This is a genomic window from Kribbella sp. NPDC058693 (genome assembly GCF_042715335.1).
Classification (GTDB): domain Bacteria; phylum Actinomycetota; class Actinomycetes; order Propionibacteriales; family Kribbellaceae; genus Kribbella; species Kribbella jiaozuonensis.
The window spans coordinates 432,996-446,728 of the sequence record NZ_JBHXSQ010000003.1; the positions used below are offsets into that span (position 1 = coordinate 432,996).

12 protein-coding genes are annotated in these 13,733 nt (G+C 67.6%); 7 read left to right on the top strand and 5 right to left on the bottom strand.

The features are described 5' to 3' along the window. Positions 1-382 precede the first annotated feature (382 nt). The 6 genes from ACFWUU_RS19960 to ACFWUU_RS19985 are packed head-to-tail and all read left to right on the top strand — an operon-like array spanning position 383 to position 7,887. Entirely contained in the window at positions 383-1,648 is a 1,266-nt protein-coding gene (locus ACFWUU_RS19960) for an ABC transporter substrate-binding protein (protein WP_380177241.1), read from the top strand. Then, complete coding sequence (locus tag ACFWUU_RS19965) at positions 1,648-2,577, top strand: carbohydrate ABC transporter permease (protein ID WP_380177242.1); 930 nt, start codon at positions 1,648-1,650, stop codon at positions 2,575-2,577. Before ACFWUU_RS19960 ends, ACFWUU_RS19965 begins: the two co-directional genes overlap by 1 nt. Continuing rightward, positions 2,570-3,388 (top strand): carbohydrate ABC transporter permease, encoded by an 819-nt coding sequence (locus ACFWUU_RS19970; RefSeq protein WP_137258604.1) that lies wholly within the window; start codon positions 2,570-2,572, stop codon positions 3,386-3,388. Before ACFWUU_RS19965 ends, ACFWUU_RS19970 begins: the two co-directional genes overlap by 8 nt. Further along, the gene (locus tag ACFWUU_RS19975; RefSeq protein ID WP_380177243.1) at positions 3,385-4,761 is read left to right on the top strand and encodes a hypothetical protein; all 1,377 of its coding nucleotides are present in this window, start codon (positions 3,385-3,387) and stop codon (positions 4,759-4,761) included. Before ACFWUU_RS19970 ends, ACFWUU_RS19975 begins: the two co-directional genes overlap by 4 nt. 19 nt (positions 4,762-4,780) lie before the next feature. After that, on the top strand, positions 4,781-5,656 hold the full coding sequence (locus tag ACFWUU_RS19980) for a MurR/RpiR family transcriptional regulator (protein ID WP_380177244.1): 876 nt from the start codon (positions 4,781-4,783) through the stop codon (positions 5,654-5,656). Positions 5,657-5,667: 11 nt separating this feature from the next. After that, positions 5,668-7,887 (top strand): FAD-dependent oxidoreductase, encoded by a 2,220-nt coding sequence (locus ACFWUU_RS19985; protein ID WP_380177245.1) that lies wholly within the window; start codon positions 5,668-5,670, stop codon positions 7,885-7,887. Here ACFWUU_RS19985 and ACFWUU_RS19990 read toward each other — a convergent pair. The 3 genes from ACFWUU_RS19990 to ACFWUU_RS20000 are packed head-to-tail and all read right to left on the bottom strand — an operon-like array spanning position 7,881 to position 10,467. After that, positions 7,881-8,519 carry a MarR family transcriptional regulator gene (locus ACFWUU_RS19990; protein ID WP_380177246.1) on the bottom strand — a complete coding sequence of 213 codons (639 nt, stop codon included), beginning with the start codon at positions 8,517-8,519 and terminating at the stop codon, positions 7,881-7,883. The genes ACFWUU_RS19985 and ACFWUU_RS19990 overlap by 7 nt on opposite strands. Then, the gene (locus ACFWUU_RS19995) at positions 8,516-9,160 is read right to left on the bottom strand and encodes a 2'-5' RNA ligase family protein (RefSeq protein ID WP_380177247.1); all 645 of its coding nucleotides are present in this window, start codon (positions 9,158-9,160) and stop codon (positions 8,516-8,518) included. The genes ACFWUU_RS19990 and ACFWUU_RS19995 overlap by 4 nt, the downstream gene beginning before the upstream one ends. Then, positions 9,157-10,467, bottom strand: a complete 1,311-nt coding sequence (locus tag ACFWUU_RS20000; RefSeq protein WP_233715127.1) for a hypothetical protein — start codon at positions 10,465-10,467, stop codon at positions 9,157-9,159. Before ACFWUU_RS20000 ends, ACFWUU_RS19995 begins: the two co-directional genes overlap by 4 nt. 278 nt (positions 10,468-10,745) lie before the next feature. Between ACFWUU_RS20000 and ACFWUU_RS20005 the strand changes: the two genes are divergently transcribed. After that, positions 10,746-11,249, top strand: a complete 504-nt coding sequence (locus tag ACFWUU_RS20005; protein WP_380177248.1) for a hypothetical protein — start codon at positions 10,746-10,748, stop codon at positions 11,247-11,249. Here the strand turns inward: ACFWUU_RS20005 and ACFWUU_RS20010 are convergent. Beyond that, complete coding sequence (locus tag ACFWUU_RS20010; protein WP_380177249.1) at positions 11,246-12,616, bottom strand: TrpB-like pyridoxal phosphate-dependent enzyme; 1,371 nt, start codon at positions 12,614-12,616, stop codon at positions 11,246-11,248. The genes ACFWUU_RS20005 and ACFWUU_RS20010 overlap by 4 nt on opposite strands. A gap of 74 nt (positions 12,617-12,690) precedes the next feature. Further along, positions 12,691-13,725, bottom strand: coding sequence for an adenosine deaminase (locus ACFWUU_RS20015; RefSeq protein WP_137258612.1), 1,035 nt, complete (start codon positions 13,723-13,725; stop codon positions 12,691-12,693). Between the last annotated feature and the right edge of the window lie 8 nt (positions 13,726-13,733).

Here is a 13,733-nt window from a genome sequence, read left to right on the forward strand (position 1 = left end):
GCGGTCACGTCTGGCCCACCCCATCGCGTGCGACCACAGGCTCCGGGGGTGAGGTCCTCGACTGCCCCGGTCCTCCGGCGATGGAAGTCATCCGGGGATCGCAGTCACACCGGACCCGCAGTCGCGCGACGAGAGTCACCCGCGGCGCCGGTTCCCGCACGGCGGCGCCGGCCTAGTTGTCGCACGCGGGCGGCAGCCCGCAACTCGCGGCGGCAGCCGCACACCCCGGGCTGCGTAGCCCGCCGGGGTCGACGTACCTGGTTGAAAAAGTTTTGCAGAGGGGGTTCACAGGGGTGGGTTGGGTGGCTAATCTTTTGCAGAAATTGGTGGGAGGTGGAGTGTGAGGCGTAAAAGATTTTCTCGGCGGGAGGTTCTTGCCGGGGTGGGTGCGGGGCTGGCGGCTGCTGTGGTGCCGGGGTGTGCGGCGGGCGGCGGTGGTGGCGGGCGGTCGGGGGCTTTGCAGGTTTGGGGTGGGGTGCCGGCGGCTTCGGGGCCGGGGGATGTGGTGAAGGCGTTTCGGGAGAAGTTTCCGCAGTACGACGTGAACTACACGCGGTTCGTGAACGACGATCGCGGCAACCTGAAGCTCGATACCGCGCTGCAGGGTGGCGTCGACATCGACGTGTACTTCACCTATTCGCAGGGCGCGATGGCGCTCAGGGCCGGGTCCGGACTGGCGGCGGACCTGACCGATCGCGTGACCAACGATCCGGACCTGAAGGTGTTCCTCGACACCGAGCAGCCGCGGTCGTACATCGACAACGGCAAGGTGAAAGCCCTCGCCACCGCCCGCGAGCCGTTCTTCGTCCTGTTCAACGAGAAGCTCCGGCAACAGGCCGGAGTCGATCTCCCAGACGCATGGACGATCGACGAGTTCCGCAGTACGGCAAAGCGACTGACCACCGGCAAGACCGTCGGTGCCTACACGGTCCCGGACATCGCCCGGATCGCCCTCGGACCCAACTACTGGTACGACGGCAACCGCAGCAACTTCGGCGACCCGCACTTCGAGCAGGGCTTCAGGCTCGGCCGCGAGATGATCGCCGACGGTACGGCGTTCCCGTGGACCGAGGTCCTCGCCCGCCACCTCGACGCGTACCAGCAGAACTCGTTCCTGACCGAGGAGTTCCACCTCTGGTCGACCGCGCCGTTCAACCTGCGCTACCTGTACGACGCGAAGAAGTACCCGCACGACTTCAAGGTCGCATTCGCCCCGTCGCCGACGGTCGACGGCAAGGACTGGAACGGCGGCTCGTACAGCAACTTCATCATGATCAACCCGAAGTCGCCGAAGTTCGAGGCGGCCTGGGCGTTCGTGAAGTTCTGGCTGACCGAGGGCGCGACGCCGATGCTCAAGGGCGGCAAGCTGCCCGCGCTCGGCGGCGTCACCGACGACCAGGTGATCACCGGCATGCTCGGCAAGGAGCCGGAGAAGTACTTCGACATGGACTCGTTCCGCCGCGTCGTACTCGAGGCGGATCCCAAGCTCGCGACCGACACCCGGCTGACCGGGTTCCCCGAGATCACGCTCGCCGTGAAGCAGCAGCGCGACCTGTGCTGGCTGGGCGAGAAGGACCCGGGCGTCGCGATCCGTGAGGTACGGCGGCTCGCCGACGCCGCGATCGCCCGTAACGAGAGGAGGCCCTGATGGCCACCGCAACCGTCGCGGCCGCCCCGGCCGTCCGGACCGAGAAGGCGCCCGGGATCAAGCCGCGCGGCTGGATCGGGTTCCTGTTCATCGCGCCGAACCTGCTCGGCGTGGTCGCGTTCACGCTGATCCCGCTGATCAGCGTCGTCGTACTCGCGTTCACCGACTGGAACCTGGTGTCCGGTCTCGGCGGCATCACCTTCAACGGCATCGACAACTTCGTCGCGATCGCCCGCGACCCCGGGTTCTGGCACGCGATCGGGCTGACGCTGGTGTACGTCGTGGTGTCCGTACCGCTCACCGTCGTCGGAGGACTCGCGCTCGGCATCGCGCTCAACCGCCCGCTCCCCGGCCGCGCCGTACTGCGGGCGATCTTCTTCCTCCCGTACATCGTCAACGTGGTCGCGATCGGCATGACCTGGCTGATGCTGATGAACCCGAAGGCCGGCCTGGTCAACCAGGTACTCGATGCCTTCGGCATCCAACCGGGCTGGTTCGCCTCGTCGCACTGGGCGCTGCCCGCGCTGATCGTGATGGCGATCTGGGGCGGTGTCGGGTACTGCTCGCTGATCTACCTGTCCGCTCTGCAGGACGCGCCGCGGCAGCTGTACGAAGCGGCCGACATCGACGGCGCCTCGGTCTGGGCGAAGTTCCGCGTGATCACCTGGCCGTCGTTGCTGCCGACAACGATCTTCCTGCTGGTCACCCTGATCATCGGGGCGTCGCAGGGATTCGGTCTGATTGCACTGATCACGGCCGGCGGTCCCGGCGACTCGACCACGACGATCTCGTACTACATGTACCAAACAGGCTTCCAGTTCTACCGGTTCGGCTACGCGTCGGCGATCGGCCTGGTGACGTTCGTCGGCGTACTCGTCCTGACTCTGCTCACGTGGCGGGCGCAGCGAGGGAGGGCCCTCAATGACTAAGTCCAAGTGGTTGTGGGGGATCCCGTTGTGGATCCTGGCGATCGCGTTCCTCGCGCCGTTCGCGTGGATGATCTCGACCGCGCTGAAGCCGGACGTGGACGCGTACAAGATCCCGATGCAGTGGATCCCGAACCCGTTCCAATGGGACAACTTCACCACGGTGCTGTCCGGAGCGACCTCGGTACTCCCGGCGTTCGGGCGCTCGATCTTCGTCGCCGTACTCCGGGTCGCGGGCGAGCTGATCACCGCGACGATGGCCGGTTACGCCTTCGCGCGGATGTCGTTCAAGGGCCGCGACAAGTTGTTCCTGCTCTATCTCGCGACCGCGATCATCCCGGCGCAGCTGCTGCTGGTGCCGCGGTTCATCTACTTCCAGAAGCTCGGGCTGTACGACACGCTCTGGGCGCTGATCCTGCCCGGCATGTTCACCGTGCTCGGCACGTTCCTGATGCGGCAGTTCTTCATCAGCCAGCCGGCCGAGTTCGCCGAAGCCGCGCGGATGGACGGCGCGAACGAATGGCGCGTTTTCACCCGGATCTACTTGCCGTTGGCAACACCGGTGATGAGCGCGCTCGGCATCCTCGCGTTCGTCTGGTCATGGAACGACTACGAGACGCCGCTGGTGCTGATCAGCAACCCCGACCGCTACACGCTGCCGCTCAGCCTGACCAACTTCGTCGACGAACAGGGCCAGATCGCACCCGGCCTGACGATGGCCGCCTCGGTGATCTCGATCGTGCCGGTGCTGATCGTGTTCGTCGTCCTGCAGCGGCGGTTCATCGCCGCCATGACTCACACAGGGATCAAATGAACAACGTCTCAGGTGTCTTCCCGCAGCTTGCCCAGATCGGTGACTTCGGTCCGCCGCGCAGCGAGCTCGGCGTCGGTTCGCTGATGCCGTGGAACGGGAAGCTCTATGTCCAGAACTACAACTCGCACAAGGCCCCGTCCGGCGCGGGCGTCAGTCTCCGCCGGATCGACGCCGACTTCTCGATGGAGATCGTCGCCGAGACGCTCGGGGTGGACGGCACGTACACCAACCGGTTCGTGCACTTCCCGACCTCCAAGCTCGTGCTCGGGCCGCACGTGATCTCCGCCGATCACAAGATCGTCACCATCCCCGAGCTCCAGCCGTTGCGCGTCTGCGGTACGTCGAGGCACCTGACCAAGCCGGACACCCACGTGTACGTGCTCGCGATGGAGGGGGAACTGCTCGAGCTTGACCTCACGACGTACGAGTGCACGCAGCTCTTCGACCTCAACGACGAGCTCGGCACCGACGGCGAGATGAAGGTGCACTACAAGGACTGCTACACGTCGTTCGGCCGGCTCGTGGTGTGCTCCAACGAGTACGCCGAGCCTGAGTGGGCCGGCACGCGGTCGCGCGGGCGGCTGGCGGAGTACGACGGTCGGACGTGGAAGGTACTGCGGGAGGATCCGTTCACCGCGATCGGCGGGCGGCACGAGTTCGGCGGGACGATCTTCGCGACCGGATGGGACCGGGCGTCGGCGATTCTCGAGGTGTTCACCGAGGCGGATCAGAAGTGGACGCGGTACCGGCTGCCGAAGGCCTCACACTGCTTCGATCACAAGTGGCAGACGGAGTGGCCGCGGATCCGGGAGGTCGAGCATGAGCGGCTGCTGATGGATCACCACGGGATGTTCTACGAGCTGTCGCCGTGGGCCTACGGCGGGCGGATCTGGGGCGTGCGGCCGATCTCGACGCATTTGTGGGTGCTCGGGGACTTCTGCTCGTGGCGCGGAATGCTGGTGGCTGGGGCGGACAACGCGTCTCCCAGTCATGGGTTGAACCCGACGACGGCCGAGCCACAGTCGGGGTTGTGGTTCGGGAAGACCGACGATCTGTGGAGCTTCGGGAAGCCGGCCGGGTGGGGCGGGCCGTGGTGGGAGACGCCGGTCGAGGCTGGGGTCCCCTCGGATCCGTATCTGATGACGGGCTTCGACGGGAAGTGTCTGCATCTGGAGAACTTCGGCTCTGAGGCTTTGCAGATCACGGTCGAGATCGACTTCCACGGGCACGGGCGGTTCGGCGCGGTGGAGACGCTGACGGTCGAGCCGGGGCAGATCCGGACGCATGTGTTCCCGCCCGGATTCAGCGCGCACTGGGTGCGGGTGGTGAGCGACACCGACGGTGTGGCGAGTGCCCAGTTCGTCTATACGTGACGATGGCGGGATGGCAGACATGGAGAGAGCCGAGAGCCCGAGCCCGTTGCAGCAGGTCAAGCGGGCCCTGCCCGAGCTGAACGGTGCGATGCAGCGGGTCGCCGAGCACATCCTGGCGAACCCGGACGAGGTCGCGCGCGGATCGATCACCAAGCTGGCCGAGGTCGCCCAGACGTCGGCCGCGACGGTGACGCGCCTGTCGACGCACCTCGGGTACGCCGGTTATCCCGCGCTGCGAGCCGCCCTGGCGATGGAGGTCGGCCGCGGTCTCGAGGCCGGGTGGGCGAGCGACATCGGCATGGCGATCGGTCCCGCCGATCCGCCCGAGCAGGTGCTGAATGTGCTCGCCTCGACGCAGGCGAATGCGTTGCGGAACGCTTTGGCGGCAATCGATCTCAACGCGGCGACCCGGGTCGCGGATGCCATCGCGGGCGCACGCCGTACTCATATCTACGGCGAGTGGGGCGACGCGATCCCGGCTCGCGAGCTCTACATCCGGCTGCTGAGGATCGGGATCCCCGTGTGGTTCTTCGACGGGCCGCAGTCGTCGCAGATCGGCGCCGGTCTGCTCGGCGCCGGGGACGTGGCCCTGACCGTCACCCGCTCCGGGACTGACCCGACCACGCTGGAGTTCGTACGCCGGGCGCACGACGAGGGCGCGCTGACGGTCGCGATCACCGGGATGGTCGACTCGCCGATCGCGCGGCTGGCCGACGTCACCTTCGACACCGGTACGCCGAACGGCGCCAACTGGACCGAGTTCTTCGCCGGCCGCGCGAGCGACGTACTGACGGCCGGGCTGTTGTTCGTGCTGGTCGCGCAGCGGGTGCCCGATCACCTCACCGCCAATCACCCGAACGGGCCGGGGCAGCCCGTCGTACATCCGGACACGTGAAAGGTTTCTGAATGCAGCAGCTCGAGGTCCAGACCGATCTGACCGTTGTCGGCGGCGGGCTCGCCGGGATCTGCGCGGCGATCGGCGCCGCGCGGCAGGGGAGCAGCGTGGCGCTGGTGCAGAACCGGCCGGTGCTCGGCGGCAACTCCTCCAGCGAGGTGCGGGTGTGGGTGTGCGGGGCGACCGCGCACGGCGTGCAGAGTTTCGCCCGCGAGACCGGCATCATGGGTGAGCTGTTCGTCGAGAACCAGTACCGGAACCCGCTGGGGAACCCGTACTACTGGGATCTCGTGCTGCTGGAAGCGGTCCGCGCCGAGCCGCTGATCACGCTGTACCTCAACACGGATGTGCGGTCGCTGTCGGTTGCCGATGGCGTGATCGAGTCGGTGACCGGGTGGCAGATGGGGTCGGAGAAGGAGATCCGGTTCGTCAGTCCGGCGTACGTCGACTGCTCGGGCGACGGGCTGGTCGGGTTGCTGGCGGGCGCTGACTTCCGCACGGGGCGCGAGCCGCGATCGGAGTACGACGAATCGTGGGCGCCGCTGGTCCCGGACTCGAACACGCTGGGCAGCACGATCCTCTTCTACACGAAGGACGCGGGGGAGCCGGTGCGGTTCGTGCCGCCGTCGTTCGCGCGGGACGTCAACGAGACCGCGATCCCGGACCGCCGGGTGATCCGGACCGACATGAACGGGTGCGCGTTCTGGTGGATCGAGTGGGGTGGCTCGCTCGACGTCGTGGACGACAACGAGGCGATCCGGGACGAGTTGCAGGCTGTCGTTTACGGGATCTGGGACTACATCAAGAACTCGGGGCGCTTCGACGCGGACAACCTGACGCTCGAGTGGATCGGGTCGGTGCCGGGGAAGCGGGAGTACCGGCGGTTCCTGGGGGACCATGTACTCACGCAGCAGGATGTTCTGGAGCAGACGGTCTTTGAGGACCGGGTGGCTTTTGGTGGGTGGTCGATCGATCTGCATCCGCCTGGCGGGGTTTATGCGGCCGAGCGCGGGTCGAAGCATTGGCATCCGGACGGGAACTACCACATCCCGTTGCGGTCACTGTATTCGCGGAACGTGCGGAACCTGTGGATGGCCGGGCGCAACATCAGCGCGAGTCACGTAGCGTTCGGTACGACGCGGGTGATGGCGACGTGTGCACTGCTGGGCGAGGCGGCCGGGGTCGGCGCTTCTGTTGCCCTGCGCAACGGATTGTCGCCGCGGGAGTTGGTGGTGTCTCGGTTCGACCTGGTGCGGCGCGCGTTGACGCGGGCGGACTCGTCGGTCCTCGGCGTGGTTGACGACGATCCTGCGAACCTTGCGTTGTCCGCGTCGGTGAGCGCGTCGTCGACTCTGACCCGGCCGGTGGTCGAGGTGTCGTCGGGGACTCTGCCGTTGACGAGCGATATCGGCATGGTCATCCCTGTCGACCCGTCGTTGGACGGCTTCGAGTTGCTCGTCGACTCCGCCGGCGGGTCCTTGACCGTCGAGCTGCATGATCCGGTCAAGCCGCAGAACTACCTGCCGGCCGAGTTGGTCGGCTCCTGCACGATCGACGTACCCGCGGGTGAGAAGCGGTGGATCCGGGTGCCGCTGTCGTGGAACCCGTCCGCGCCGACGAACGCTTTCGTCGTACTGCGTCAGACGTCTGAGATCTCGGTCCACACCGCGTCGACCGCGCTCCCGGGGACTGTGCACTTCGTCCACCGCGACCCGGCGCCCGACGAGGAGTGGACCGAACAGTTCCGCGCCTGGAAGCACATCCTGCCGCGCGGCGGGTTGTGCGTCCGCCTGGGCGAGACGGCGGCGTACTCACCGTCGAAGGTGATCGGCGGCTACTCCCGCCCGTACGGCGGCCCCAACCTGTGGTCCTCCGAAGACCTCGCGTGGGACCCCAACCCCTGGCTGCAACTCACCTGGCCCGAGCCGGTCGAACTCGCCGAGGTCGTAGTCATCCTCGACGCCGACGTCCAAGAAGACCTGATCAACCTCCACCACCACCGCACCCCCTTCGACTCCCTCCCCACCCTCCTCTCCAACTACACCCTCGAATCCCGCAACGGCGACGACGCCCCTTGGCACCCCATCGCCACCGTCACCAACAACCACCACCGAACCCAACACCACCACCTCCCCACCCCCACCCCAACCACCCACCTCCGCCTAACCACCCAAACCACCAACGGCTCCCGCCGATCCCACGTCGTCTCAATCCGCGCCTACGGTCAGTAGCGCCACTCGAGCGGGTGGTCCAGCATCCATTCGGTTAGGGGGTTGGCGGTGCGGCGGGAGGGGGTGGCGCCGGTTAGAAGGTCGGCTAGGACTTGGCTGGGGGCGGCTAGACGGAGGCCGGTGGGGGTTTTGCGGGTGCGGGTGTAGACGACGTCGAGCGTGGGCTCGGCGAGGATGATCGACTTGGTTTTTGACGGTATGAGTTCCCAGACGGTGGCTGCTGCTTGGGCGTCTGGGGTGTAGATGACTGTGCGGCCGGTGGGGGTTTCTGGGGTCCAGTGTTGGGCGGCGGTGGTGCCGGTGAGGGCGTGGCGGATTTGGGTGGTGGGGATTCGGTCCAGGAGGGGTGGGGTGCCGGGTTTGGTGCGCCAGTAGGTGAGCTGGGTGGTGCGGGTGAAGGGGGAGTCTTCGTTCCAGCGGCGTAGTAGGGCGAGCCAGTTCGGGACGGTGACTACCCCGGGAGCGTGGCGTTCGACGAGGTCGTCTTGCTCGAGGCGGTCGACGATTCGGCGTACGTCTTGGGCCGGGACGCCGGTGGTGCTGACCAGGTCGTGGGTTGTCCAGAGGCTGCGGAAGTCGAGGAGGGCTCGGATGACCAGGGCGGCGTTGTCTCCGGCGTAGGTGGCGGTCATCCGCCTGATCCGTCGCGCGATACCTGGATGCCCAGCGGCACGGTCGCGTACGTCGTCCACTCGTACCGGTTGTGGTCGCGGGTGAGCTCGATCAGCGTGATGTCGGTCAGCTCGGTCGTGGCGACACCGCCGCCCAGCGCCTTCACGCGCTGCTCGAGCGGCTCAGCCGGAGCGACCTGGTTCCAGTAGCCGAGCGAGATGTGTGGATCGAGCTCGGGCAGCGCGGGCACGGAGTCGCGGCCCCACACGTCGGTGATCGCCGCGCGCAGCTGGGCGCGGAGCCGGCGCATCCGGTCGACGGGCTCCACCGGAAGCTGCAGGCTCTCGACATCGACAACCGCCGAGCCGAGCTTGATCTCGAACGGCCGGAAGTGCTCGAGCCGCCGACGCGTCGCCTCGATGATCTGGTCGAGATCCGGCCGCGGGACCTTGTCCGTGAACCCGACTCCTTGCACCGTGAGATGCAGCCACTGCGACGGCACCGGCGTGATCCCGGGAAGCGAGTCGACCAGGTGCTGGTATGCCGCGTGCACCTCAGTCACGACGGAGTCCTCCGGGAAGACGACGTGCCAGGTGTAGAACGATCGCCCGGGCCGCCAGTTGGGGCGCCAGTACCAGTGATCGCGGACGTCCTTGATCATGTCTGGTCCTCTTTCCTCCGTGCCGGGAGCTGGATGAACTCGGCGATGCGCGCGCGGAGCATGCGCGCCTTCGGCGTGTGGGCGTACGGCGAGGTGAGCGCCGCGACCTCCGCGAGGCGATGAATCAGCGGGCGGACGCGATACTCCAGCGGAAGGTCCAGCACCGGCTCGACGGCCTCGATCGCACCGTCGAGCTGACCGAGGAGCAGCCGCGCCTTCGCTTGCTGCAGGCGGGCCATGCGCTCGGACCCTGGATTCCGGAGCACGTACGGCGCTGCCTCGAACAGCGCGACGCTGTGATCAGCGTGGTTCGAGGTGTGTTCGGGCTGGCCGAAGGCGAGGTAGGTATCCGCCCACAACCCCTCGGCGCGTTCCGGCGTACAGAGCAGGAGGCCGCCCGGCTCGGAGTCGGCCTGGCGTACGGACAGCTGTTGGGCCAGGTCGAGCATGTCGCGGGCTTTGTCGGGTTGGCCGGCGCGGGCGTTGTCGACCGACGCTGCGCTGGCCAGGAACAGTCTCGACGTACCGGCGGAGTACCGCAGTCCGTCTTCGGCGTACGCCGCCGCGCGGACGAAGTCCTCCTGCCAGAAGGCGGCGGTGTGCTGGGTGGCGCGGATCCAGCCGCGCAGTACGTCGTGGTCCGCGGCCTCGGCGCAGGCCCAGGCGGTGCGGGTGTGGCTTTCGGCGATGTCCGGGCGGCCGAGGTCGACGGACATCCACGCGAGCATGGTGATGGCGAAGCCGGCCGCGGAGTACAGGTCGCGGGATTGGCGGGGGGATTGGTTGCCGGCGAGCAGCGCGAAGGCTCGGTCGCGGATCGCTCGGCTCTTGGCGAACAACGGTCGGGTCGGCGTACGGAGATAGGACTGGGCGATGCGCTCGATGTCTGCCTGCAACTGCTCGACTGTGAGCTCGCCGACGTTGGACTCCTCGGCGAACGACAGCAGCGCGATCGACTCGTCGCTCGCGTGGATCAGGTCGTCGTCGTGACCGACCATCGAGGGCGGTGTCGGCTCCGGCTCGGCCACGGCGATGCCGGACGGCGGGAAGAACCCGAGTTCGTTGTCGGCGGCAACATCGAGGACGTGCCGCAGACCGGAACGGTAGGCGGCGCCGGGCCAGCGGACGGCACCGCGTTCCAGCTTGGCGATGTAGTGGCCGTCGAGCTCGTACTTGATCTCGGTCGTGTCCCACAGCCAGGCACAGATCGCGTCGGCGAGCTCGGCCCGGGACATGTGTTCGCCCGGCGCGCGGCGCGACGGGGTGCGCTCTCGCGCGCCGCGCAACATCTCGTTGGGCTCTGACATGGCGGTAACTGTAAGACGCCGAACACCCTCTGCGACCACGAAATCGGGCCTTGTGGATGATCTGCCCCACGATGCCCCGAACTGCCCCGAAAACACTGCTGGGAAAGGGATTTGGCCGCAATCGTGAACCGCTTCGTGGCCGTAAATCGGTCGTTCTTCGCGGCTGCGGCCTCGCCGTCGCGCTTGCTGAGCGTGATCACGCCGGGGCATCGTGGGGCAACCCGGGGCAGATAGGGGCAGCCCCTCCATCTGGGGCAGACAGCGCTTAGGGTTGTCGGGTGGTCGAGGAAGCCGTTACTACCTTGCGTGCCGAGTTGGAGCTGTTCGGGCGGGCCGAGGAAGGGTTCGCGCTGCTCGAGGTGTTTCTCGAGGTGGCTCGGCCGCGGTTGGGCGCCGTCGTGCTGGATCCGGTCGGGCTGCGGTTGCCGGAGGAGATGACCGACGACCGCGCCGTCGTACAGAAGCTGATCGACGAGATCGATCAGGAACCTCGGGGCACGGCACGGGTGCCCGAGCGCGGGTTCGACATGGACGACGAGCAGGCGCGCTGGGACTACGTGCGGCTCGCGTACAGCTCCAGTCAGGCGACGGTGTGGAGCCGGCGCCACCGTACGACGTACTTCGAGGCGTCCGGGCAGCGCAGAGCGACGTACTGGCTGCCGGACAGCCTGAAGACGGACTACTTCGCGGCGCTGAGTTCGCGCGGTTGGGCCATCCCGCCGGATTGGCTCACCGCGGTCGCCAAGCGCCCGAAGCCGTGGTGGAAACGCGGCGGACGCTAGCCAAGGGCGGGCAGACGGGTCAGGGCGTCGGCGACGGCTGATTGGATCTCGGCGTCGTCCCAGCTGCGGTCGGTCATCGTGTTGGAGAGGTAGGCGTCGTACGCCGCCAGGTCCAGGTGGCCGTGGCCGCAGAGGGCGGTGAGGATGACCTTCTCCTCGCCGGACTCCTTGCAGCGTTGGGCTTCCTCGATGGCCGCGGCCAGGGCGTGGGTCGGCTCGGGGGCCGGGACGATGCCTTCGGTGCGGGCGAACTGGATCCCTGCGGCGAAGCATTCGGACTGGGGTTTGGCGATGGCCTCGATCTCGCCGGACTCGTACAGGTGGCTGATCAGCGGGCTCATCCCGTGGTACCGCAGGCCGCCGGCGTGGATCGGGTCGGGGATGAAGTCGTGGCCGAGCGTGTGCATCTTCATCAGCGGTGTCATGCCGAGGGTGTCGCCGAAGTCGTACGCATACGTGCCCTGGGTGAGCGACGGGCAGGCGGCCGGCTCGACCGCGCGGACGACCGGTGACATCCGGCCGGCCCACTTCTCCCGCAGGAACGGGAACGCCAGGCCGCCGAAGTTCGACCCGCCGCCGGTGCAGCCGACGAGCAGATCGGGGGTCTCACCAACCATTGCGAGCTGGATCAGGGCCTCTTCGCCGATGATCGTCTGGTGCAGCAGCACGTGGTTGAGGACCGAGCCGAGGGCGTAGTGCACCTCAGGATCCTGGACCGCGGCTTCGACTGCCTCGCTGATCGCGATCCCGAGCGAACCCGTGGAATCGGGGTGCTCGGCAAGGATCTTCCGCCCGGCCGCGGTCAGGTCCGACGGGCTGGGGTGCACGGTCGCGCCGAAGACCTGCATCATCGTCCGCCGGTACGGCTTCTGGTCGTACGACGCCCGCACCTGCCAGACCTCGCACTCCAGGTCGTACTGCGCGCAGGCGAACGCGAGCGCAGTACCCCACTGACCTGCGCCGGTCTCGGTGGTGAGCTTCCGGACGCCGGATTTCGCGTTGTAGTACGCCTGTGGGACGGCGGTGTTGGGCTTGTGCGATCCCGCGGGGGAGACGCCTTCGTACTTGTAGTAGATGCGGGCCGGTGTATCGAGCGCCTTCTCCAACCGATGCGCCCGGTACAGCGGACTGGGTCGCCACAGCCGGTAGACGTCGAGCACCTCGCCCGGGATATCGACGTACTGCTCCTGCGAAACCTCTTGCATGATGAGGTCCATCGGGAACAACGGCGCCAGATCCTCCGGCCCGATCGGTTGCCCCGTCCCCGGATGCAACACCGGCGGCGGTGGCGTCGGCAGATCGTGAAGCACGTTGTACCACCGCGTGGGCATCTCATCTTCCGGCAGCAAGATCTTCGTCGGCGTCATGCCAGCAAAGTTAGGCCCGCCCCCACCCCCAGGCAACGACCTGAACCGGAACTCACCCGGCACTTATTTTGCTGTCAGGCGGGAACGGTCGCCGGGGTTCCCAGCCATTGGTCTATTTCGGTGAGGAGGGATTTCTGGACTTCGGGTGGGGCGGTGGAGGCTAGGACTGAGGAGCGGGCCAGGTCGGCGAGCTCGGGATCGGTGAAGGCGTGGACGGTGCGGGCGGTTTCGTACTGTTCGGCCAGGCGGGAGCCGAAGAGTAGGGGGTCGTCGGCGCCTAGGGCGATGCGCGCGCCGGCTTCGTAGAGGTGGCGGAGGGGGACGTCTTCGGGGCGGCGGTAGACGCCTAGGGAGACGTTGGAGGCGGGGCAGACCTCCAGGGCGATCTGGGCGTCGACCACGCGCTTCAACAGATCCGGGTCCTCTACGGAACGTACGCCGTGGCCGATGCGGCCGGCGCCTAGCTCGTCCAGGCAGGTGCGGACGGTGGCGGGGCCGCACAGTTCGCCGCCGTGGGGTGCGGCTAGGAGGCCGGCGTGGCGCGCGATCCGGAAGGCGGGGGCGAACTCGGACGTCGTACCGCGGCGCTCGTCGTTGGACAGGCCGAACCCGACCACCCCGCGGCCGACGTACTGCGATGCCAGCCGCGCCAGCGTCCGTGCGTCCAGCGGGTGACGGGTGCGGTTGGCGGCGATGATCACCTGCACGGAGATGCCCGTCGACTCTGACGCGTCCCGCGCGGCATCGAGCACCAGGTCGGTGAACTCCGTGATCCCGTGGAACCGGTTCGCGTACCCGGACGGGTCGACCTGGATCTCCAGCCAGCGTGACCCGTCGGCGCGGTCGTCCTCGGCGGCCTCACGGACCAGACGGCGTACGTCGTCCTCCGTCCGCAGCACCGAGCGGGCGATGTCGTACAACCGCTGGAACCGGAACCAGCCGCGCTCGTCCGCCGCCGACAACTCCGGCGGCCAGTCCGTCCGCAATGCGTCCGGAAGCCGGACCCCGTGCTTATCCGCCAGCTCGACCAGCGTCAGATGCCGCATCGACCCGGAGAAGTGCAGATGCAGGTGTGTTTTCGGCAGCACCCGCAGATCCCGCTGCGTCATTACCGAAG